19 protein-coding genes are annotated in these 22,184 nt (G+C 63.4%); 4 read left to right on the top strand and 15 right to left on the bottom strand.

All coding sequences use genetic code 11. The features are described from left to right. Positions 1 to 18 precede the first annotated feature (18 nt). Both adk and ppc read right to left on the bottom strand, forming a co-directional pair. Positions 19 to 666 (bottom strand): adenylate kinase, encoded by a 648-nt coding sequence (adk, locus tag BLS08_RS05300; RefSeq protein ID WP_017675094.1) that lies wholly within the window; start codon positions 664 to 666, stop codon positions 19 to 21. Positions 667 to 889: 223 nt separating this feature from the next. Then, positions 890 to 3,526, bottom strand: a complete 2,637-nt coding sequence (gene ppc / locus BLS08_RS05295; RefSeq protein WP_017675095.1) for a phosphoenolpyruvate carboxylase — start codon at positions 3,524 to 3,526, stop codon at positions 890 to 892. Between the two features lie 167 nt (positions 3,527 to 3,693). On the opposite strand from ppc, the gene BLS08_RS05290 reads away from it, so the two are divergent. The 3 genes from BLS08_RS05290 (at position 3,694) to BLS08_RS05280 (ending at position 5,705) form a co-directional block, all read left to right on the top strand. Next, entirely contained in the window at positions 3,694 to 4,038 is a 345-nt protein-coding gene (locus tag BLS08_RS05290; RefSeq protein WP_017675096.1) for a hypothetical protein, read from the top strand. 420 nt (positions 4,039 to 4,458) lie between these two features. Next, positions 4,459 to 4,872, top strand: coding sequence for a DUF4398 domain-containing protein (locus BLS08_RS05285; RefSeq protein WP_026088394.1), 414 nt, complete (start codon positions 4,459 to 4,461; stop codon positions 4,870 to 4,872). A gap of 47 nt (positions 4,873 to 4,919) precedes the next feature. Next, positions 4,920 to 5,705 (top strand): lipotoxin F family OmpA-related lipoprotein LptF, encoded by a 786-nt coding sequence (locus BLS08_RS05280; protein ID WP_017675098.1) that lies wholly within the window; start codon positions 4,920 to 4,922, stop codon positions 5,703 to 5,705. 839 nt (positions 5,706 to 6,544) lie between these two features. Here the strand turns inward: BLS08_RS05280 and BLS08_RS05275 are convergent. From BLS08_RS05275 to BLS08_RS05225, 11 genes are all read right to left on the bottom strand, one after another. Beyond that, the gene (locus BLS08_RS05275; protein ID WP_017675099.1) at positions 6,545 to 6,868 is read right to left on the bottom strand and encodes a PA3694 family proteiin; all 324 of its coding nucleotides are present in this window, start codon (positions 6,866 to 6,868) and stop codon (positions 6,545 to 6,547) included. Next, positions 6,865 to 7,797: an alpha/beta hydrolase gene (locus BLS08_RS05270; protein WP_244756368.1), complete on the bottom strand. Its 933-nt coding sequence runs from the start codon at positions 7,795 to 7,797 to the stop codon at positions 6,865 to 6,867. Before BLS08_RS05270 ends, BLS08_RS05275 begins: the two co-directional genes overlap by 4 nt. After that, on the bottom strand, positions 7,748 to 8,494 hold the full coding sequence (locus BLS08_RS05265; protein ID WP_017675101.1) for a TIGR00266 family protein: 747 nt from the start codon (positions 8,492 to 8,494) through the stop codon (positions 7,748 to 7,750). The genes BLS08_RS05270 and BLS08_RS05265 overlap by 50 nt, the downstream gene beginning before the upstream one ends. 89 nt (positions 8,495 to 8,583) lie before the next feature. After that, complete coding sequence (locus BLS08_RS05260) at positions 8,584 to 9,243, bottom strand: Bax inhibitor-1 family protein (protein ID WP_017675102.1); 660 nt, start codon at positions 9,241 to 9,243, stop codon at positions 8,584 to 8,586. Between the two features lie 47 nt (positions 9,244 to 9,290). Then, complete coding sequence (locus BLS08_RS05255; protein ID WP_017675103.1) at positions 9,291 to 10,580, bottom strand: flavohemoglobin expression-modulating QEGLA motif protein; 1,290 nt, start codon at positions 10,578 to 10,580, stop codon at positions 9,291 to 9,293. Positions 10,581 to 10,588: 8 nt separating this feature from the next. Next, positions 10,589 to 11,140 (bottom strand): hypothetical protein, encoded by a 552-nt coding sequence (locus BLS08_RS05250; protein ID WP_017675104.1) that lies wholly within the window; start codon positions 11,138 to 11,140, stop codon positions 10,589 to 10,591. A gap of 43 nt (positions 11,141 to 11,183) precedes the next feature. After that, on the bottom strand, positions 11,184 to 11,897 hold the full coding sequence (locus tag BLS08_RS05245; RefSeq protein WP_021490309.1) for a TetR/AcrR family transcriptional regulator: 714 nt from the start codon (positions 11,895 to 11,897) through the stop codon (positions 11,184 to 11,186). Positions 11,898 to 12,062: 165 nt separating this feature from the next. After that, a complete protein-coding gene (gene lysS, locus BLS08_RS05240) occupies positions 12,063 to 13,565 on the bottom strand; it encodes a lysine--tRNA ligase (protein ID WP_017675106.1) in 1,503 nt (500 codons plus the stop codon). Between the two features lie 81 nt (positions 13,566 to 13,646). Further along, a protein-coding gene (gene prfB / locus BLS08_RS05235; RefSeq protein WP_100227586.1) for a peptide chain release factor 2 occupies positions 13,647 to 14,742 on the bottom strand; the annotation gives its coding sequence in 2 pieces (ribosomal slippage) (positions 13,647 to 14,669 and positions 14,671 to 14,742; 1,095 coding nt in all). A 178-nt stretch (positions 14,743 to 14,920) separates the two neighbouring features. After that, entirely contained in the window at positions 14,921 to 15,856 is a 936-nt protein-coding gene (locus BLS08_RS05230) for an autotransporter outer membrane beta-barrel domain-containing protein (RefSeq protein WP_017675108.1), read from the bottom strand. Between the two features lie 79 nt (positions 15,857 to 15,935). Further along, a complete protein-coding gene (locus tag BLS08_RS05225) occupies positions 15,936 to 17,597 on the bottom strand; it encodes a GMC family oxidoreductase (protein WP_017675109.1) in 1,662 nt (553 codons plus the stop codon). 179 nt (positions 17,598 to 17,776) lie between these two features. Between BLS08_RS05225 and BLS08_RS05220 the strand changes: the two genes are divergently transcribed. Further along, the gene (locus tag BLS08_RS05220) at positions 17,777 to 19,549 is read left to right on the top strand and encodes a SulP family inorganic anion transporter (protein WP_017675110.1); all 1,773 of its coding nucleotides are present in this window, start codon (positions 17,777 to 17,779) and stop codon (positions 19,547 to 19,549) included. 14 nt (positions 19,550 to 19,563) lie between these two features. On the opposite strand, the gene BLS08_RS05215 is transcribed toward BLS08_RS05220, so the two are convergent. Together BLS08_RS05215 and recJ are read right to left on the bottom strand one after the other, a co-directional pair. Next, entirely contained in the window at positions 19,564 to 20,289 is a 726-nt protein-coding gene (locus BLS08_RS05215; RefSeq protein ID WP_017675111.1) for a tellurite resistance TerB family protein, read from the bottom strand. Between the two features lie 166 nt (positions 20,290 to 20,455). Beyond that, positions 20,456 to 22,165, bottom strand: coding sequence for a single-stranded-DNA-specific exonuclease RecJ (gene recJ, locus BLS08_RS05210; protein WP_017675112.1), 1,710 nt, complete (start codon positions 22,163 to 22,165; stop codon positions 20,456 to 20,458). Between the last annotated feature and the right edge of the window lie 19 nt (positions 22,166 to 22,184).

Below are 22,184 nucleotides of genomic sequence, written 5' to 3'. Positions count from 1 at the left end.
ACAACGGGCGATCTGGACTCAGTCCAGAGCCGCCAGGGTCTTTGCGGTGATCTCTTCGACGCTGCCGACGCCCGGAATATGGCTGTATTTCGGGGTACCGGATGCAGCGGAGAGCTTCTGATAGAAGTCCACCAGCGGCTTGGTCTGCGAGTGGTAGACGGACAGGCGATGACGCACGGTTTCTTCCTTGTCGTCTTCGCGCTGAACCAACTCTTCACCGCTGATGTCGTCCTTGCCGGCAACCTTCGGCGGGTTGTACTCGGTGTGGTAGACGCGGCCGGAAGCCGGGTGAACACGGCGGCCGGACAGACGCTTGACGATCTCCTCGTCCTCAACGGCGATTTCAACCACGTGATCCAGCGCGACACCGGCATCGCGCAGCGCTTCGGCTTGCGGAATGGTGCGCGGGAAACCGTCGAACAAAAAGCCATTGGCGCAATCGGCCTGAGCGATGCGCTCCTTGACCAGATTGATGATCAGGTCGTCGGAGACCAGGCCACCGGCATCCATAACGCTCTTGGCCTTCAGGCCGAGCTCGGTGCCCGCCTTGACCGCAGCACGCAGCATGTCGCCAGTGGAGATTTGCGGAATGCCGAATTTCTCGGTGATGTAGCGAGCCTGGGTACCTTTGCCGGCACCGGGCGCCCCCAGCAGAATCACGCGCATCGATGTGCTCCTCAAGAGTTATGTAGTAATCGGTCGGACTCGCCTCGTGGGGCCAATCTCTTGAATGTAGTGCGGCAGCCGTAGCGGCCAAAAGGCTGCTCAAGATACACAGCGCACCCCAGGCGCACAAGCCGCCAAAAGTCGGATAAAAACCCTCCTCGCGACGGCCTGGACCTGCTACGCGGCGCAGCTCAGGCAGCTATCTGCCAGCGCACTGCCGCCCTCAGCCGGTGTTGCGCAAGCCCGCTGCAATACCCGCCACGCTGACCAGCAGCGCCTGCTCCAGAGGGCTCTCCGGCGCCTGTTCACGTTGTCGGCAGCGCGCCAACAGCTCGGCCTGCAACAGATGCAGCGGGTCGAGGTAGGTGTTGCGCACGCTGATCGATTCCAGGGTTTCCTGATTATGTGCGAGCAGGCGCGACTGGCCAGTCAGTTCCAGCACGGCAGCACACGCCTGCGACAATAGGTCGCGTAACTGCGCACCCAGCGCCTGCAGCGACGGTTCGACCAGGCGCTCGTCATACAGGGCAGCGATATTGGCGTCCGCTTTGGTCAGGACCATTTCCAGCATGTCGATGCGGGTGCGAAAGAACGGCCATTGCTCGCGCATGCTTTTCAGCAGCTCAGCATCACCACCTTGCAGGGCTTGTCCCAGGGCCTGCTCCCAGCCGAGCCAGGCCGGCAGCATCAGTCGCGTCTGGGTCCAGGCGAAGATCCACGGAATCGCCCGCAGGCTCTCCACGCCGCCTTCGCGCCGTTTGGCCGGGCGACTGCCCAGCGGCAAGCGGCCGAGCTCCTGCTCCGGCGTGGCCTGGCGGAAATACTCGACGAACTGCGGATGCTCGCGCACCACGCCGCGATAGGCCTTCACGCCGACGTCGGCGAGGCGGTCCATCATCGCCCGCCAGCTTGGCTCCGGCGCCGGTGGCGGCAGCAGCGTGGCTTCCAGCACCGCGGCCAGATAGAGGTTGAGATTCTGTTCGGCGATATCCGGCAGGCCGAACTTGAAGCGGATCATTTCCCCCTGCTCGGTGGTGCGGAAACGCCCCGCCACCGATCCCGGGGGTTGCGACAGAATGGCCGCGTGAGCAGGGCCACCGCCACGGCCAACGGTGCCACCGCGACCATGGAACAGCAGCAGTTCGACCTGATGCTCGCGACACAGACGCACCAGTTCCTCCTGGGCGCGGTACTGCGCCCAGGCTGCGGCGGTTGTACCGGCGTCCTTGGCCGAATCGGAATAACCGATCATCACTTCCTGCGGGCCATGCAGGCGCGCGCGATAGCCGGGCAACCCCAGCAGCCGGTCGATAACCGGCCCGGCGTGGTCCAGATCGGCCAGGGTTTCAAAAAGTGGCACCACCCGCATCGGCCGGCGCAACCCGGCCTCTTTCAGCAGCAGTTGCACGGCCAGCACGTCGGAGGCAGCACCGGCCATGGAGATCACGTAGGAGCCCAGCGATGCGGCGGGAGCGGCAGCCACCTCACGACAGGTGGCGAGCACCTCGGCAGTATCGGCCGAGGGACGATAGTCGTTCGGCAGCAGTGGCCGGCGGTTATCCAGCTCGCGCTGGAGAAAACTGAGGCGCGCCTCCTCATCCCATTCGGCGTAGCGACCGAGGCCGAGATAATCGGTGATTTCCGACATCGCCGCAGCGTGCCGGGAGGAATCCTGACGAACATCGAGGCGTACCAGAAACAGACCAAAGGTGGCTGCCCGGCGCAGGCAATCGAGCAACGGACCATCGGCAATCACACCCATGCCGCAGGCATGCAGCGACTGGTAGCAGAGCTGCAGCGGTGCCAGCAGCTCATGGTTGTCGCGCAGCACTGCAGTACTCGGCGCCACATCGGCGCTGAGGGCCTGCTGCGCCCAGCTACGCGTTTCGCGCAGGCGCTCGCGCAGTTGCTTGAGCAAGGCACGGTACGGTTCGGCACTGTCGCCCACCTGCGCGCGCAGTTCGTCACTGGCCTGCTGCATGGACAGTTCCGCGGCCAGATTGTCGACGTCGCGCAGATAGAGATCGGCGGCCATCCAGCGCGCCAGCAGCAACACCTCACGGGTCACGCGCGCGGTGACATTGGGGTTGCCGTCACGGTCGCCGCCCATCCACGAGGCAAAACGAATCGGCGCAGCCTCCAGCGGCAGACGCAGACCGGTGGCGGCCTGCAAGCTCTGATCGGCACGACGCAGGAACTGCGGCACGGCCTGCCATAGCGAATGCTCGATGACAGCGAAACCCCACTTGGCTTCGTCCACCGGGCTGGGCCGGCTACGACGGATTTCCTCGGTGTGCCAGGCCTCGGCGATCAGCCGCTGCAGGCGCTGGGCGATGCGTTCACGTTCTGTTGGCAACAGATCGCTGTGATCCAGTGCCGTCAGCTGCGCGGCGATAGCATCGTATTTCTGGATCAGCGTACGCCGCGCCACTTCGGTGGGGTGTGCAGTCAGCACCAGTTCGATGTCCAGACGCCCCAGTTGCCGCGCCAGTTCATCGCTGCCCTGCCCGGCGGCGAGCAGGCGCTCAAGCAGTTCGTCGAGCACGCGCAACTCGAATGGCTCGGGCTCACCAGCACGGCGACGGCGCACACGGTGCTGCTGCTCGGCGATGTTGGCCAGGTTGAGAAACTGATTGAAGGCCCGTGCCACCGGCAGCAGTTCATCGTCACCCAGGTCCCCCAAGGTGCTGGTCAACTGCTCGGCACCCGCGGCAGAGCCGCGACGACCGGCCTTGGCCGACTTGCGTATGCGTTCGATCTTGTCGAGAAACTCGTCGCCCAACTGGGTGCTGATGGTATGCCCGAGCAGCTCGCCAAGCAGGTGCACCTCTTCACGCAGGCGCGCATCGATTTCCGCCATGTCGCACTCCTTCCCCTGTCCAGTGTCAACAGAGTGCACAGCGCGCCAACTTCTTACAAGGGTGCGACGCGTACCCAGGCAGTCCTGCGTGCTGGGACTAGGCTTACTGACAGGCGTAGTGGATGCGCTAGCCGGCATCAGCTGCGCCACCCGTGAGGAGTAACGACATGAGAATTCGCGAACTGGCAAAACACTGGGAACAGAATGCCAAGGGGCACCTGACCCCGACCCGTTATCACATTCATCTGAATGTCGAGTCGGCCGCTCGCCTGGCGGCGCTCACCGAGATGTACCCCAAGCATCACAGCGAGGAACTGCTTGGCGAACTGATCGGCGCAGCGCTCGAGGAACTCGAAGCCAGCCTACCCTACGTGCGCGGCAGCAAGGTCGTGGCGCTGGACGAGCAAGGCGACCCGCTGTACGAGGACATAGGGCCCACTCCGCGCTTTCTGGCGCTGTCGCGCAAATACCTGCGTGAACTGAGTGAACCGGGCAAAGAGACAAGCCATTGACGCCCTGAACAGCTCTTTGCGTTCGACATATTGTTCAATTCCAGGCGTTCAGGGAGAACGTAAGTCTCCTGATCGGCCCTTTTCGCACTGACACGGCGCCTCCCCCACCTTCGGCAACGCGCGGGCGCCAGGGCCTTCCCTCGCCCCATAGAAACCCACCAAAACCTTTATATAGAAGGGCCAAAAGAGCGTTTCCAACTGCATGGAAGGCCGTGCCGCGGCCTTGTCACAGGCAAATAGTTGACTGACCAGTCATCCAGAAAATCATAAGCACGCTGTGTTTTTTTCTGAACTATTCGAAAAACCTGTCGGTCCCAACTGCAGGCCATCGTGGCACGCCAATATCGCCAAACCCCTTGGTAGACGAGCTACACGATGGGCCAATTGCCACGGATATCGTCGTTCATAGGAGTGTTTCAAATGGAGTTAGCCGCCATGAAGACCCATACCGAGAAAGCCCCGCGCAGCCGCCTGCACGGGATCAAACTGGCTACCCTGGCACTGGGTAGCAGCCTGGTGCTGGCTGGCTGTGCGGGTAACCCGCCCAGCGAGCAATACGCCGTGACGCAGTCTGCCGTGAACTCGGCGATCAGCGCCGGGGGTACCGAGTTTGCCGCCGTGGAAATGAAGTCCGCGCAGGACAAGCTAAAAGAGGCCGAGCTGGCCATGCACGAAAAAGAGTATGAGAAAGCCCGTCGCCTGGCTGAACAGGCCGAGTGGGATGCTCGACTCGCCGAGCGCAAGGCCCAGGCCGCCAAAGCCGAGCAGGCTTTGCAGGACGCCCGTCAGGGTGTTCAGGAACTGCGTGAGGAAGGCATGCGTAACGCTCAGTGAGCGGCATGCACCCCACCCATTCGCTGACAGATCAAAGGATGAACGCCATGCGTAAACACGTGATGATCCCCGCCCTTCTGGCTCTGAGCGTCGGCCTGGCCGCCTGCTCGCACCAGCCCAATGCCAACCTGGAGTCGGCGCGTAGCAACTTCTCCTCGCTGCAGAGCGATCCGCAGGCGAGCAAGGTTGCTGCGCTGGAAACCAAGGAAGCCCAGGAATGGCTGAACAAGGCCGACAAGGCCTACATGGAAAAGGAAGACGAGAAGAAGGTCGACCAACTGGCATACCTGACCAACAAGCGCGTCGAGGTAGCCAAGCAGACCATCGTCCTGCGTAACGCCGAAGCCGAGCTGAAGAACTCCTCGGCGCAGCGCGCCCAGGCCCTGCTCGATGCTCGCGACGCGCAGATCCGCAAGTTGCAGGACAGCCTCAACGCCAAGCAGACCGAACGCGGCACCCTGGTGACCTTCGGTGACGTCCTGTTCGACTTCAACAAGGCCGAACTCAAGAGCAGCGCACTGCCCAACGTCACCCAGCTGGCACGTTTTCTCCAGGAAAACCCGGAGCGCCAGGTGATCGTCGAGGGTTATACCGACAGCGTCGGCTCGGCCAGCTACAACCAGGGCCTGTCCGAGCGTCGCGCCGAGTCCGTACGTCGCGCACTGATTCGCGCTGGCGTGGAGCCGACGCGCATCGTCGCCCAGGGTTATGGCAAGGAGTATCCGGTAGCGGACAACTCCAGTGACTCCGGTCGCGCGCAGAACCGTCGTGTGGAGGTGACCATCTCCAACGACAATCAGCCGGTCGCTCCGCGTTCGGCTACCGGAGCCTGACAGCCATGCCGGAATGAAGAAACCCGCCTGATGGCGGGTTTCTTTTTGGTACATCGCATTTTCGCGGGGAGGATACGCTTGACACCGAACTGGAAAGTTTGTGTGTTCTGCTGCGCTATTTATCTCCGGGCCAAGATCACTAGCGCGTCGATCTCTCGTCTTGGTTTCGCCCCTCACGGGCGAGTCACTTTCTCTTGCTTGCCCAAGAGAAAGTAACCAAAGAGAAGGGCACCCCACCATCCGGCCCCGGCTGCGCCGGGGTTCCCTCGCTCCATCACCACTTCAGGGGCACGCTGCGAAGGGCCATCCCTAGCCCATCGCAGCTCTCGCGACATCCATGTCGCTCAACCCCTTACGTGGCGATTCCACTCGGCCTCCTGAAGGGGGACTTGGCCGTCGTCCGTACCATCGCAGTTGAAGAGCAAAAGCAAAGGCCAGACGCCGCCAATTCCAATTCCGCAAAGATTGCGCAAGCTCGCGACCTGGTCCCCTTCAGGAGGCCGAGTGGAGGTGTTGCGTAGGGGAGCGAGCCGCATGGATGCGGCGAGAGGCTTAAAGGGCCAGGGATGGCCCTTGTAAGCCGGCCCCCGGAGCAGCACCGGAGCGAGGGAAGTTTCGCGCAGCGAAACCCGGATGTCGGGGTGCCCTTCTTTGGCACACCTTTCTTGGGCAAGCAAGAAAGGTGTGGCGCCCGTAAGGGGCGCAACCCAAACGCTCAGCACACGCGGTAATAGATAGTGCTAAGTCAGCAAGCAAGACGCACACAAACTTGCCAGTCCGGTGTGTCAACCCGCACTTTCCCCAAACTATGCGAAGAACCTTCTTTTTAGCGCCGGACCTTACTGCTCGAGGGCCGGGGTTTCCTGGCCGATGCAGCGCACCGCCTGCTTCTTGTTGTCCACCAGCACGCCGGTCAGCCCCTTCTGCTGCATGTCGAACAATACCAGCACGCCATCGATGCACTGCGCCACCTGGTTGGCCGGTTTCAGCGAGACCTTGTAGTCCTCACCGGGAACGGTCTTGAGCATGGTGAAATCGGATAACAGCAGCGCATCTTCCGGTTTGGCGAAATGCACGTAGCCGTAGTACCAGAGCACGCCGATGGTGCCGACGATGCTGGCGACACCCGTGAGGATCAGGGGGATGGGGTTACGTTCGGTCATTGCGGACTCTCTGTTGCGGATTCGGTAGCCGGTCCCAGGCGCTCGACGTAGGCCTGCGGCGCGACGAAGAACGCCAGTAGCGACTGACGCCAGGCGGGCTCGGCAAAGGTTTGCACGTGCGGGCCACGGGTCGCCTGAAAGGCACGTGGCGGGCGCGCAGCTTGATACAAACGCTGGCCATTGGAAAGCGGCACGATCGCGTCGTCAACACTGTGATAGATCAGCAAGGGCGCGCCTGCGAGTCGATCAATGCTGTGAATCGCGCTGTCGCCGTCCGGCACCAGCCAGGACAGCGGCACCTGCAGCGGCCAGGTCAACCAGGACTTGCTCAGCGCATGGCGGGCGACGTCGCGATAACTGGCCGGCACACCGTCCAGTGCAATGGCCTGCAAGGTCGATTGGCGCTCGGGATGCTCGGCCAGATAATGCACGGCCAACGCACCACCGAGGCTCTGCCCGAGCAGGAAAAGCGGCGCGCCCTGCACCTGCGGCGCCTGATCGAGCCAGACAAAGGCCGCATCGATATCCTGATAGACCTCCGGCAGCCGCGGCTTGCCTTCGGACAGACCGTAGCCGCGATAATCGAGCATCAGCACCTGATAGCCCTGTTCCGGCAGCCAGTGAACGCCGCCCAGGTGCCAGGCTAGGTTGCCGCCATTGCCATGCAGATGCAGCACCGTGCCCTTGACCTGCACGCCGGCCTTGGCCGGCAACCACCAGGCATGTAGACGCGTGCCATCGGCGGCGCGCAGCTCGATGTCGCGGTATTCCAGGCCAGCGCGAGCCGGAGTGATCGGTAAGCCCGGCTCCGGGTAGAACAACAGACCGCTGCAACCGACCAAGCACAGACTGGCCAGCAGCAAGAGCAGTGCTCGCAGGCTACTTGCCACCGGCGCGAACCTCCTCGCGCGCCTGCACGGTCGCCGCATAGACGCGCTCGGCCAGACGCGAGAACGGCAGGCTCTGAATCCACACCGTACCGGTGCCTTTGAGCGTGGTCAGCAAGATGCCTTCGCCACCGAAGAGCATGCTCTTGAGGCCGCCGGCCAGAGCGATGTCGTAATCGATGCCACTGCTGAAGGCCACCAGGCAGCCGGTGTCCAGGCGCAGGGTTTCATTGTTCAGCTCCTTGCGGATCACCGTGCCACCGGCATGCACGAAGGCCAGGCCGTCACCTTCGAGCTTCTGCAGGATGAAACCCTCGCCGCCGAAGAAGCCGGCGCCCAGGCGTTTGGCGAAGCTGATACCGATGCTGGTGCCATGGGCGGCACAAAGGAAGGCGTCTTTCTGGCAGATCAAGCGCCCGCCGATCTTCGCCAGGTCGATGGGCACCACGGTACCCGGATAAGGCGCCGCGAAGGCGACCCGCGCCTGGCGCTTGCCGGCATTGCTGAAGTGGGTCATGAACAGCGATTCGCCGGTGAGCATGCGTTTGCCAACGCTCCACAGCTTGCCCAGCAGACCGCTGGACGAACCGTCACCCATGCGCGTTTCGAAGCGCACGCCGTCAGTCATGTAGTTCATCGCACCGGCCTCGGCGATCACCGTCTCGCCAGGATCGAGGATGATCTCCACCGATTGCGCCGATGCGCCGAGGATTTCGTATTCGAGCTGATGGCTGGGCACAGGGGCAAGTCTCCTTGGTCTATCGGGCACGACGGTTATCGGGTCTGGACGCTTTCCCGCTCCAGCAAACAGACCACGGGATCAGCCGATCATTTGCGGCCCAGTATTCGCAGGATGCGCAGGAACAGGTTGATGATGTCCATGTACAACGCAGCCGCACTGTCGATCGCGTTGTCCAGGGTCTTCGGAATCTGGTTGGCGCGCCCCCAGTCGTAGCCGATGTAGCCACAGAAAATCACCACCACGATCCAGTCGAGGATACCGTGACGAGCACGGAACACGAAAATCTCCACCAGCTCCACGACGATCACCACCAGCAGGGCCACCGTCAATGCTGAGGAGATGCGCCTGAAGAAGGCAGGAAACAGCGTACCCAGGATCATCATGCCCACCGTGACCAGCGCGGTGATACGAATTGCCTCCTGCACCAGCTTCGGGTCGTAGCGGTCGACCACCAGGTTGACGATCAGGCCGAATGGCACCACCACCAGGTTGTAACCGACGAAGCTCACCAATGCATTTCTGGAGCGAGCGAACAGCGAGACGCCAAGCATGCACGAGGCGAAGTAGCCGCCGAAGAACACCCAGGGGTTGATGCCGCGTAGCCAGTCAGTGCTGATGTTAGCCACCATCCACCAGTTGCACAGCAAGCCCCAGAGCAGGGTCAGACCAATGACCAGGTTATAGGCCGCCGGGCTGACGAGCCGATCCGTGAGCTGCCCTTGTCGCTCGAAAACCGAGTGTTCCATGAGGTAAATCCCTTTACAGAGGTAGTCTGATGCCAGAGCGGCACCGATCAGAGGATATTGGCGTAGTCCGCTTCGATGCGATCCAGGCTCAGATGGTTGAGGAAGTTGGAGAAGCACATCCAGGCCGACAGCGCGTTCATGTCCTGAAACTGCGGCGGCAGGTACTTGGGCGGCTGCACCAGGCCCTCGTCCACCAGTTTGCGCAGGGTGCGCATGTCCTCCAGGGTGGTCTTGCCGCAGAACAGCAGCGGAATCTGCTCCAGCTTGCCTTTGCGCACCGCCAACTGGATGTAGTTGTAGATCAGGATGAAGCCCTTGAGGTATGACAGGTCCTTGGTGAACGGCAGGCCCGTCGGCAAGGAGCCGCGGAACACCCGGCTGGCGTTGCTGTAGCCGCCTTCCAGGCCGTAGCCCTGCTCGCGGAAGAACTCGAACACCTCGAGAAAATCCGCGCCCTCCTCGGCCATGTGGATGGCGCGGGTGCGGTTGGTCAGCTTGCGCAGACGGGTCGGATAGGAGGCGAAGGCGATCACTTCCATGAGAATGGCCAGACCTTCCTGGGTCACCGTCGATGAGGGCGGGCCCTTGGCCAGAAACGTGCAGATCGGCTGGTTGAGGCCGTTGAGCGTGGTGCCGACATGCACCAGGCCTTCATGCACCTCCAGCGCCTTGACGTCACGCTCGTTGAAACGCGCATCGCTGCGGATCTTGATGTAGTCGGCGCCTGCCGCAGCATCGGCGAGAATGCCGTCGGACTCGAACACGCGAATGGTGTCGTCGCCGAACACCCCGGCCAGACGTTGCTGCAGGATGTTCACCGCATCACTGGCACCGAGGGTCTTGGCTTCGTCTTCCAGGTCACCACGCGCAGCGATGTTGTTGAGGTAGTCCGAGAGCATCAGGCCCAGATCGGCCAGGGTCGGATCACCGGCATGAAAGGCGTCGGAGGCAGCGCCATACAGCTCCTGGCTGATCAGGCCGAAGTCCTCGGTACCACGCGCTTCGAGCATGCGGATGACCATGCGGTATTCCTTGCACATGCGCCGCATGATCTGCCCGACCGGATTGAACTGGCCGAGTTGACGGGTGATGTCACGCTCGATGTTCTGGAATTCCAGTTTCTTCGCGGCGGCATCGAAGGCCAGCGGCCGACTCAGGTAGTAGTCGCGATCCACGGCCGGTGGCTGCTTGCCCTTGGCCTTGAGAAAGCCGTCACGGATGCCGTCGTCCCACTTCACCGCATCGAGTACACGGATGGGCGTTTGCGCTTCGACGATGCGGTCACTGAGGGCGCGGATACAGAGCTGATAGTCGTCCAGTTTCTGCTGGCTGTTCATTGCAGTTCCTACTCGGCGGCCCGCTGATAACGCGCCACCTCGACGAACAGGTCGGCATTGGCCGGGTCGTCGAGGTAAGCGAATACCTTGTCCAGCGGGCTGGTGATCAATGCGCCGTCCGCTTCGGGCATGGAAACGGTCTGCCCTTCCAGCAGACCCTTTTCCATATCCTGGAGAATGCGGTCGGTGTCGAGGTTGTACAGCACCAGCTCGTTGTCCTTGGTCAACTCGAAACCGGCAATGGCGAAGTTGGCCCCCAGGCTCTTCGGCAGGCCCGCCGAGAGGTACCAGCGGCGGCCATGATGAGCGACGGTGAAACCGAACTCCTCGAAGCTGCTTTCGTTGTCCGCGCTGCCTTCATAGATACGCGCCAGGTAGAGGTTGGAACCGGCACGGGTGATCTCCAGAAATAGCTGGTCGCCCCACTCGTCCTGCCGGGTCCATTCGCCCAGCAGAGGTATCGGGGCAGCCTCGTTGGCCGGAATCGGGTCCTTGAAGGTGACCAGGCAACCACTCAACAGCAGGAAGGACAGGGCGACCAATGCGCGCCAGGCTTTCATTACGCTCTCCTTGTGAAGGCCGTTCGACCCGATGATCGACGGTTTACAACCCCAGAACCAGATTCATGTAGCGTTTAAGGATGGCCAGCATTCCTTGGCTGTCCAGGTGCTCTACACCGTCTAGCAGGCCCTGATACTCCATCCGCACGATGGCGGCCGTCAACAGCACGGCATCCTGTTCAGGCTGGCGCGAGCCCAGCACTTCGAAGAAGTGGGTGACACCCTGCTGCAGGATCTGCCGGTGCGCTCGCACCAGCTCGCGCAGTCGTGGATTGAGCAAGGCTTCCTGCTGGAATGCCTGCTCGGCGATCAGGTGATCACGACGCTCACGTAACTGACGCTGCACGTACTGCACCGCCAGAGCGGCGATTTCGTCAGCCAATTGCCGACGCGCCTGCTCGCTGCCATCCAGGCGCCCGACCATCTCCTCCAGCACGCCCTGGGTACCGGCCCAGAATGCCGCCATCTGCGCGGCGCTGCGCTCGACGAACTGGGCGAAGGTATCGGTGATCAGGTCATCGATGTCCTTGAAATAGTAGGTCGTGGCCGACAAGGGTACCTGCGCCTCGGCCGCCACCGCACGATGGCGCACGGCGCGCACGCCATCGCGCACGATGATACGCATGGCGGCATCGAGAATCGCCTGACGGCGCTGCTCGCTGCCCTGACGACTGGCCTTGCGGCCCTGGTACTGGACGCTTTCGGCGACGGCATTGGCTGCCTGGGTGGCATTCGGGGACGCGGGCACGGAGCTCAAGATGGGTCGACCCTCTAGGTTCTAGTTATGACAGGGAGAGTAATGGCTTGGACAGGCAAGCAAAAGGCTCCGTTTCGCTTACAGCCCTGGCGAGCGGTGAAATTGCCGTGAAAAGTGCAACGACAGGTAGCAAAAAGCCGCCCGAAGGCGGCTTTCTGTCTGGCATCAAGCCTGCGGACGCATATGCGGGAACAGGATGACGTCGCGGATCGACGGTGAGTTGGTCAGCAGCATCACCAGGCGGTCGATGCCGATGCCTTCACCAGCCGTCGGCGGCATGCCGTACTCCAGGGCGCGGACAAAGTCGGCGTCGTAGTGCATGGCTTCGTCATCACCGGCGTCCTTCTCGGCCACCTGGGCGAGGAAACGCTCGGCCTGATCTTCGGCGTCATTGAGCTCGGAGTAGGCGTTGGCGATCTCACGACCACCGATGAACAGCTCGAAGCGGTCGGTGACGTTGGGATTGTCGTCGTTACGACGCGCCAGTGGCGACACTTCGAACGGATACTCGGTGATGAAGTGCGGCTGCTCCAGCTTGCTCTCCACCAGCTCTTCGAAAATCATCACCTGCAGCTTGCCCAGGCCTTCGTGGCCGAGCACCTTGGCGCCGGCCTTCTTGGCGATGGCGCGGGCCTTCTCGACGTCGTTCAAGTCAGCTTCGGTGATGTCCGGGTTGTACTTGAGGATCGAGTCGTACACCGACAGGCGCACGAACGGCTCGCCGAAGTGGAATACCTTGTCGCCATAGGGCACGTCGGTGCTGCCCAGCACGGCCAGGGCCAGCTCGCGGAACAGCTCCTCGGTGAGGTCCATGTTGTCGCGGTAGTCGGCATAGGCCTGGTAGAACTCGAGCATGGTGAACTCGGGATTGTGCCGGGTCGAAACGCCTTCGTTACGGAAGTTGCGGTTGATCTCGAAGACTTTCTCGAAGCCACCGACCACCAGACGCTTGAGGTACAGCTCTGGCGCGATACGCAGGAACATGGCCATGTCCAGCGCGTTGTGGTGGGTCTCGAACGGCTTGGCTGCCGCGCCGCCGGGGATGGTCTGCAGCATCGGGGTTTCCACTTCGAGGAAACCGCGCTCGTTGAGGAAACGACGGATGTGCGCGATCACCTGCGAACGTACGCGGAAGGTGTGGCGCACTTCCTCGTTGACGATCAGGTCGACGTAGCGCTGGCGGTAGCGCTGCTCGGTGTCGGTCAGGCCATGGTGCTTGTCCGGCAGCGGGCGCAGCGACTTGGTCAGCAGGCGCACGTTCTGCATGTCGACGTACAGGTCGCCCTTGCCCGAGCGGGCCAGGGTGCCCTCGGCAGCGATGATGTCGCCCAGGTCGAAGTGCTTGACCGCTTCCAGTTGCTCGGCCGGCAGGGTCTTGCGGTTGACGTAGACCTGCAGGCGCCCGGACGTATCCTGGATGACCATGAAGGCGCCACGGTTGAGCATGATGCGCCCGGCCACCTTGACCGGGATGGCGGCGGCTTCCAGCTCTTCCTTGCTCTTGCCCTCGTACTGTTTCTGCAGGTCGGCGCACAGGCGATCGCGGCGGAAATCGTTGGGGAAGGCAATGCCCTGCTCACGGACGGCAGCAAGCTTTTCCTTGCGCTGGGCAATCAGCTTGTTTTCTTCCTGTTGCAGTTCGTTGTGGTCGAGTTGTTGGTCGCTCATGGTCGCTTTTTCTGCCTGGCGTGTCGTACAAGATTTTGAGCAGGCGCCGGCAAGCCGGCTCCCACGGATTGATTACTGGGCTTACAGGCCCTGCTTGAGGCTGGCCTCGAGGTAGCCGTCGAGGTCGCCATCGAGGACTTTCTGGCAGTCGCTACGCTCGACGCCGGTACGCAGATCCTTGATGCGCGAGTCATCGAGCACGTAGGAGCGGATCTGATGCCCCCAGCCGATATCGGACTTGCTGTCTTCCAGCGCCTGCGAAGCCGCGTTGCGCTTTTGCATCTCCAACTCGTACAACTTGGCCCGCAGCATCTTCATGGCGGTGTCCTTGTTGGCGTGCTGGGAGCGTTCGTTCTGACACGCGACCACGGTGTTGGTCGGCACGTGGGTGATACGCACCGCCGAATCGGTGGTGTTGACGTGCTGACCACCGGCGCCGGAGGAGCGGTAGGTGTCGATGCGCAGGTCGGACGGGTTGATGTCGATCTCGACCTTGTCGTCGATCTCGGGCGATACGAACACTGCCGAGAACGAGGTGTGGCGACGCGCGCCGGAGTCGAACGGGCTCTTGCGCACCAGGCGGTGCACGCCGATCTCGGTGCGCAGCCAGCCGAAGGCATACTCGCCCTTGATGTGCACGGTGGCGCCCTTGATACCGGCGACCTCACCCTCGGACAGCTCGATGATGGTGGCGTCGAAGCCACGCTTGTCGGCCCAGCGCAGGTACATGCGCAGCAGGATGTTGGCCCAGTCCTGGGCCTCGGTGCCGCCGGAACCGGCCTGGATATCCAGGTAGCAGTTGTTGGGGTCCATCTCGCCGCTGAACATGCGGCGGAATTCCAGCTTCTCGAGAATCTCGCGCAGGCGCTCGACTTCGGCGGCGATGTCGTTCACCGCGCCTTCGTCGTTTTCTTCGGCGGCCATTTCCAGCAGATCTTTGGAATCGGCCAGGCTGCCGGTGAGGTCGTCGATGGTTTCGACGATCTGCGCCAGCATGGCGCGCTCGCGGCCCAGGGCTTGGGCGTACTCGGGCTTGTTCCAGACGCTGGCGTCTTCCAGCTCGCGGTTTACTTCGACCAGACGATCATGCTTGTGATCGTAGTCAAAGATACCCCCGAATTGACTGGGTACGTTCGGACAGGTCCTTGATGCTGTTGAGGATCGGATTGATTTCCATGGTGGGCAGCACTCTCGGGCAAAAGACGCGAAACGGCTCAATCCGGCTCGCCCGAGCGGCTAATGCGCTACCCTGGCCGAGCACGGCAAGAGCCGTGACCGCAAAGTTTCTGAAAAGCCGGCGAGTATACCCGACTCGAAGCCCCCTGGCAGCCCGCTGGCTGACCGGCGGGGCGCGCTCAGAACTTCAGGCTCAGACGTGCGGCCAAGGCGTTGTCGCGCGCGTCTTCGGCGTAATGGCCTGCATAGGTCAGGCCCAGGTAGAGACTGCGGCTGAGCTCATGATCCAGACTCAGGTCGAGACGCAGGCTGCTGCGCTCGAACTCACGACTGTGCATCTGCTGGAGTACGCCCTGGCCGTCGACCGCCTCGTCACGCAAGCGGTCGCTGCCCAGGTTCTGCCGCAGCGCCAGACTGGCACGCCCTACCCACTTGCGCTGTTGCCAGTACCAGGGCGCGGCCAGGCGCCAGCCAAGCGTCAGGTAACCAGTCTGCTCGTGCGCTGCCGCCAGGCGCAGTCCCTCGAAACGCCGGGCGTCGGCATCCAGATGCACTAACGCCAGGCCGGCAAATGGCTCCAGGGTGAAATTGCGATAGTCCATGGCGTAACTGCTTTCGCCAAACAGCTGCCAACTGCGCGCGTTATCGCGCCGTTCCAGCTCGTGCCAGCCGTGCAGCAACCCGAGCCGAAACCCCAACTGGTTGTATACCCGAGTCGCGGCGTAGACCCCAAGATAACGACTGTCGGTGCGGCCATGACCCTGATCATGATCCAGCCGGGCACGCGCCACTCCACCCAGCACACCGCCGATCCACTGTCCGCCCAGAGCACGATCCATCCCCATCAGCAGCCCCTCGCCGCGGCGCTCGAGGCCGGCGTCGTCCCAGCTCCCCTGGATGCCGTAAGTACGCGACCACAGCGGCCACTCGCCGGCCTCGGGCGCCGCCTCGCGAAAGGCGAAGCGCACCTGCTGCAGACGATCCAGAGCCGCCTCACGCGGCAACCTACTGTCCTCCAGGAGCAGGGCGCGCTGGTCCAACGCCAGGTCACCCGCTACAAGGCCCGTGGCGACCTGAAGCAAGCCCAACCCGATCAGCGCTACACGCAGAGCCATGTTCGCCTCCAGTCATCGACGTCCAATGCTAGCAGAGCACACCTGTCGTCTCGCCCGCCGAGGCACCTCGGTCGAGCGGTCACGCGCTCACCGCGCAGCCAGGCTCGCGCTGCGGCACCATGCTTATCGCTGCTCGCGCATCAGCAGCGATCATCTGCGCGGCCTTTTCCGCGATCATCAGTACCGGCGAGCAGGTATTGCCCGAGGTGATGCTCGGCATGATCGACGCGTCGACCACACGCAGCCCGGCGATACCATGTACGCGCAGACGCGCATCGACCACCGCTTCACGGCCCTGGCCCATGGCGCAGGTGCCGACCGGGTGAAAAATGGTGGTGCCAATCTCGCCCGCAGCGCGCTGCAGGTCTTCCTCGCTCTGGTACTGTGGCCTTGGCTTGTATTCCTCGGGCCGGTAGCCGGCCAGGGCGGGCGCGGCGACGATGCGCCGGGTCAGGCGGATGGCATCGGCTGCCACCTGTAGATCCCGCTCGTCACTGAGGTAATTTGGGCGTATCAGCGGGGCTACGCTGGCATCGACGGAGGCAATCTGAACGCTGCCGCGGCTGGTCGGGCGCAGGTTGCATACCGATGCGGTGAAGGCCGGGAAATCGTGCAAGGGCTCGCCAAAGCGCTCCAGCGACAATGGCTGCACGTGATATTGCAGATTGGCGCGCGCCTGGCCGGGGTCGGACTTGGCGAAGGTACCAAGCTGGCTGGGCGCCATGGACAGCGGCCCGCTGCGCCTGAGCAGGTACTCCAGGCCCATGCCCAGCTTGCCCCAAGGGGTAGCCGCAATGCGATTGAGCGTCTTCACGCCCTCGACGCGGTAGATCAGGCGCAGTTGCAGGTGATCCTGCAGGTTCTCACCGACACCTGGCAGCTCGTGCCTGACGCCGATACCCAGGCGTTCAAGCAGCGGCCTTGGGCCGATGCCGGAACGCTGCAGCAAAGCCGGCGAACCGATGGCGCCGGCACACAGGATGATCTCGCGACGTGCCGCCACCCGCAGCGCCCGCCCCTGGCAGCGCAGATGCAGGGCACGGGCACGACTGCCCTCCAGCTCCAGCCGTTCGGCTTCGGCGCCGGTCAGCACCTGCAGATTGGGGCGCTGGCGAATATCGCGCAGAAAGGCCTTGGAGGCATTCCAGCGCACGCCGCGCTTCTGGTTGACCTGAAAGTAGCTGCAGCCTTCGTTATCCCCACCGTTGAAGTCATCGACGCTGGCAATACCATTCTGCGCCGCCGCCTCACGGAAGGCCTCGAGAATCTCCCACGACAGACGCTGGCGCTCGACCCGCCATTCGCCGTCGCCACCGTGCAGCTCGCTCGCGCCGGCGAAATGATTCTCCGAGCGTTTGAACAGCGGCAACACATCACGCCAGGCCCAACCGGGATTGCCCGCCGCAGCCCAGCCATCGTAGTCCGCGGCCTGGCCACGCATGTAGATCATGCCGTTGATCGACGAGCTGCCGCCAAGCACGCGGCCACGCGGGTACTTCAACGAACGGCCATGCAGACCGGGATCGGCCTCGGTGCTGTAGCACCAGTCGGTACGCGGATTGCCGATGCAGTACAGGTAGCCAACCGGGATATGAATCCAGGGATAGTTGTCGCGCCCGCCCGCCTCGATCAGCAGCACGCTGACGCCAGGGTCGGCGGAAAGCCGATTGGCCAGCAGGCAACCGGCTGGGCCGGCGCCAACGATCAGGTAGTCGTATGCTTCCAGTGGCAGTTGCGACATAAGCATCCTCGCGTGTCGTTCTTGTCGTTGGCCAACAGCCTAAAACAAGCCGGGGGCGAGGATGAATGATCTTTTGGTCTGAGGCAGCGGCTGAATGTGCGCCCATCGACTGGCAGCTATGGTGAAGCATCCGTGCCCTGCGCTTTACTTGTAGGCATTCCTGCCCGAGCCCATCCGCGATGCCACCAGCGCCTGCACGCAAGCCACACACGCCGCTTCCTGCCATTTCGCAACAGCGCGGCTGGCTACGCTGGCTTCCGGGCCTGCAAACGCTCAGGGACTATCGCCTGGCCTGGCTACCCAAGGACATTGCCGCCGGCCTGGTGCTGACCACCATGCTGGTACCGGTGGGCATTGCCTATGCCGAGGCTTCCGGCGTGCCCGGCATCTATGGCCTGTACGCGACCATCGTGCCGCTGCTGGCTTACGCCCTGTTCGGCCCCAGCCGTATTCTCGTGCTCGGCCCGGACTCGGCCTTGGCAGCACTGATTCTCGCCGTGGTGCTGCCACTCTCCGGCGGCGACCCGATGCGCGCGGTGACCCTGGCCAGCATGATGGCCGTGGTGGCCGGCCTCACCTGCCTGATAGCCGGGCTGCTGCGCCTGGGGTTCATCACCGAATTGCTGTCCAAGCCCATTCGCTATGGCTACATGAACGGTATTGCGCTGAGCGTGCTGATCAGCCAGGCGCCCAAGTTGTTCGGCTTTAGCATCGACAGCCAGGGTCCGCTCAGCGACCTATGGGCCATCGCCAGCGCGCTGATCGAGGGCCAGGCCCACCTCTACAGCCTGCTCGTCGGCGCCGGCACCCTGGCCTTGATCCTGCTGCTGAGCCGCTTCCGGCAATTGCCTGGCATCCTCATCGCCGTGACCCTGGCAACCCTGGCGGTGGCCCTGTTCGAGCTCGATAGCCAGGGCGTACAGGTGCTCGGCGAGCTGCCCCAGGGGCTGCCCAGTTTCACCCTGCCCCGGCTCAGCGGTGTCGATCTGGCCAGCGTGGTACTGGGCGGTATCGCCGTCGCCCTGGTCGCGTTCGCCGACACCAGCGTGCTGTCGCGCACCTACGCAGCCCGTACCGGACGCCCAGTAGACCCCAATCAGGAGCTGGTCGCCCTTGGCGCGGCGAACCTGGCCGGTGGTTTGTTTCAGGGTTTTCCCATCAGTAGCAGCGCCTCACGCACGCCGGTCGCCGAAGCGGCAGGCGCGATGACCCAGGTCGCCGGTATCGTCGGCGCCCTCAGCGTTGCCCTGCTGCTGGTGCTGGCCCCGGATCTGATGCAGTACCTGCCCACCAGTGCGCTGGCCGCGGTGGTGATTGCCGCTGTCATCGGCCTGTTCGTGGTCACCGACCTGCGGCGCATCTTCCGCGTGCAGCAATGGGAGTTCTGGCTGTCGATGGCCTGCTTCGCCGGCGTGCTGACCTTCGGCGTGATCCCCGGTATCGGCATTGCCGTGGTGCTGGCGGTGATCGAATTTCTCTGGGATGGCTGGCGCCCGTACTACACCGTTCTCGGCCAGGTAGAGGGCATCCGTGGTTTCCATGACATCAAGCGACACCCCGATGCGCGGCAGATACCCGGCCTGCTGCTGTTTCGCTGGGACGCGCCACTGTTCTTCGCCAATGCCGAGCTGTTCCAGCAATGCCTGCTGCAGGCGCTAGAACGAGCCCCCGCGCCAGTGCGCCGCGTGGTGATCGCCGCCGAACCGGTCACCAGCATCGACGTGACCTCTGCCGACATGCTCGGCGAGCTGGATCGCATGCTCGCCGAGGCCGGCATCGAACTGCACTTCGCCGAGGTCAAGGGGCCGCTCAAGGACAAGCTGCGGCGCTTTGGGTTACTGCACGACGATCAGCCAAGGCACCTGCAACCAACGGTTAGCGCGGCCGTCGAAGCCTACCTGAGCGATCATGCTGATGAGGCGATGCCGGGCCATGCCCGGCATGCGGACTGAAACGAGAAGACGACTCAGACACCGGCCGGCAGCGAGCGCACCTGGGTTTCCAGCTCCGCCTTCAGCTCCAGCGGCAGCTTCAACTGACGCGCCAGCTCTTCGAGGTAGGCGCGCTCCATGAAGTGCTCTTCGTCGACCATCAGCACGCTGGCCAGGTACATTTCGGCGGCCATTTCCGGCGTGCTGGCGGCACGCGCGACATCGGCCGGATCCAGCGGTTTGTTCAGTTCGGTGTGCAGCCAGCTCTGCAGTTCGGCGTCCTGCGCCAGCTTGCCCAGTTCCTCTTCGATCAACTGACGCTCACGCTCGTCGACATGACCATCGGCCTTGGCTGCCGCTACCAGGGCCTTGAGAATGGCGCGGCTGTGCTGCTCGACTTGCGCTGCAGGCAAACGATCCAGGGTTTGCGGTTCGACCGGCTGCGCGCCGCCCTGCTGGGCTTGCTGCGCCTGCCAGTTGCCGTAAGCCTTGTACGCCATCACACCCAGGGCAGCCAGGCCGCCATAGGTCAGTGCCTTACCGCCCATCTTGCGCGCTTTCTTGTTGCCCAGCAGCAGGCCGACCGCACCGGCCGCCAGCGCGCCGCCCCCCGCACCCGAGAGCAGGCTGCCCAGGCCTCCACCAGAGAGCAGGCCACCCAAACCGCCTGCCTGCTGCCCCTGGGTGTTCTTCGTCGCTGGCTTCTGCATGGCCTGCTGGCCGGCCTTGAGCAGTTGGTCGAGCAGATTGCTGGTGTTCATCGCGAACTCTCCTGAAAAATAGGCACCGGTGCATCCGACCCTGGATAACACAGGGAAATTCCGCATGCCCCTCAACCGACATCGGTTGTATTGACGAGCGTTTCTAGCAGAGTTCGCCCCAGCCAGCCGGACATATTGGTAACGCCGAATTTCATTGCAGCCGCAATCAACGCGGAGCGATATGCGCCACCATCAGTTGCACGGTTTCATTGCCACGAAACTCGTTGAGGTCGAGCTTGTAGGCCACTTCAGCCCAGCGCAAGGTTGGGTTGGGCCAGACCTCACGGTCGATGTTGAAGGCGATGCCGTCGAGTTGCACGCTGCCGCATTCGGTCTTGAGCACCAGCTTGAGGTGACGCTCACCGACGATGCGCTGATTGACGATCTGGAACACGCCATGGAACAGCGGCTCGGGGAAGTGCTGGCCCCAGGGGCCGGCGTTGCGCAGGGCGCGGGCCAGTTCCAGGTGGAACTCGGTGGCATCGAGCTGGCCGTCGGACAGCAGGCGACCGGTCAGGTCGTCTTCGCACAGCTGACGGCGCACCTCGGCGTCGAAGGCGACGGCGAACGCGCCGAAATTTTCCTGCGGCAGCGACAGCCCGGCGGCCATGGCATGCCCGCCAAACTTGCTGATCAGCCCCGGATGCTTGGCCGCCACGGCATCCAGTGCATCACGGATATGCAGCCCGGGCACCGAGCGCGCCGAGCCCTTGAGCAGGCCGTCACCGGCATCGGCAAAGGCGATGGCAGGGCGGTGATAACGCTCCTTCAGGCGCGAGGCGAGGATGCCGATCACGCCCTGGTGCCAGTCCGGCTCGAACAGGCACAAGCCGAACGGCATGTCCGCCACTGGCAGATCCTTGAGCTGGGCCAGCGCCTCGCGCTGCATACCCTGCTCGATGGCCTTGCGGTCTTGGTTGAGCTGGTCGAGTTGCACCGCCATGTCGCGAGCAAGGGCCTCGTCGTCGCACAGCAGGCATTCGATGCCCAGGCTCATGTCATCCAGACGCCCGGCCGCGTTCAGCCGTGGGCCGAGGATGAAGCCGAGGTCGGTGGAGGTGATACGGCGGTGGTCGCGCCCGGCGACTTCGAGAATTGCGCGCAGACCCGGCCGCGCCCGCCCGGCACGAATGCGCGCCAGGCCCTGATGCACCAGGATGCGGTTGTTGGCATCCAGCGGCACCACGTCGGCGACGCTACCTAGTGCCACCAGGTCGAGCAGCTCGCCCAGATTGGGCTCCGCACGACTGGCGAACCAGCCGCTGTCGCGCAGCCGCGCACGTAGCGCCAGCAGCACGTAGAACATCACGCCGACGCCGGCCATGGCCTTGCTGGGGAATTCGCAGCCTGGCTGGTTCGGGTTGACGATGGCATCAGCGGCCGGCAGTTCCGGCCCTGGCAGGTGGTGATCGGTAACCAGCACCGTCAACCCGGCGGCCTTGGCCGCCGCCACGCCATCGACGCTGGAAATGCCGTTGTCGACGGTCAGCAGCAGATCAGGCTGGCGTTCGAGGGCCACGGCGACGATCTCCGGGGTCAGGCCATAGCCGTACTCGAAGCGGTTCGGCACCAGGTAATCGACATGCGCCGCGCCGAGCAGGCGCAGGCCAAGCACCCCGACCGAACTGGCGGTGGCGCCATCGGCATCGAAGTCGCCGACGATGAGGATGCGCTGACGCTGCGCCAAGGCTTCGACCAGCAACTCGACCGCCGCGTCGATGCCCTTCAGTTGCTGGTACGGGATCAGCCGCGCCAGGCCCTTGTCCAGTTCCTCGGCGGACTGCACACCACGGGCGGCGTAGAGACGGGTCAGCAAAGGCGGCAGGCTGCCCAGATCAGGCAGTTGGGCGGGTAAGGGACGGGCTTCGATACGCATGGGACTTCTTCATGTTCGC

Origin of the sequence: Ectopseudomonas chengduensis (genome assembly GCF_900102635.1) — a bacterium.
Classification (GTDB): domain Bacteria; phylum Pseudomonadota; class Gammaproteobacteria; order Pseudomonadales; family Pseudomonadaceae; genus Aquipseudomonas; species Aquipseudomonas chengduensis.
Note: the sequence above shows the minus strand (reverse complement) of the source record. Positions and strands in the feature narration are given on the sequence as shown.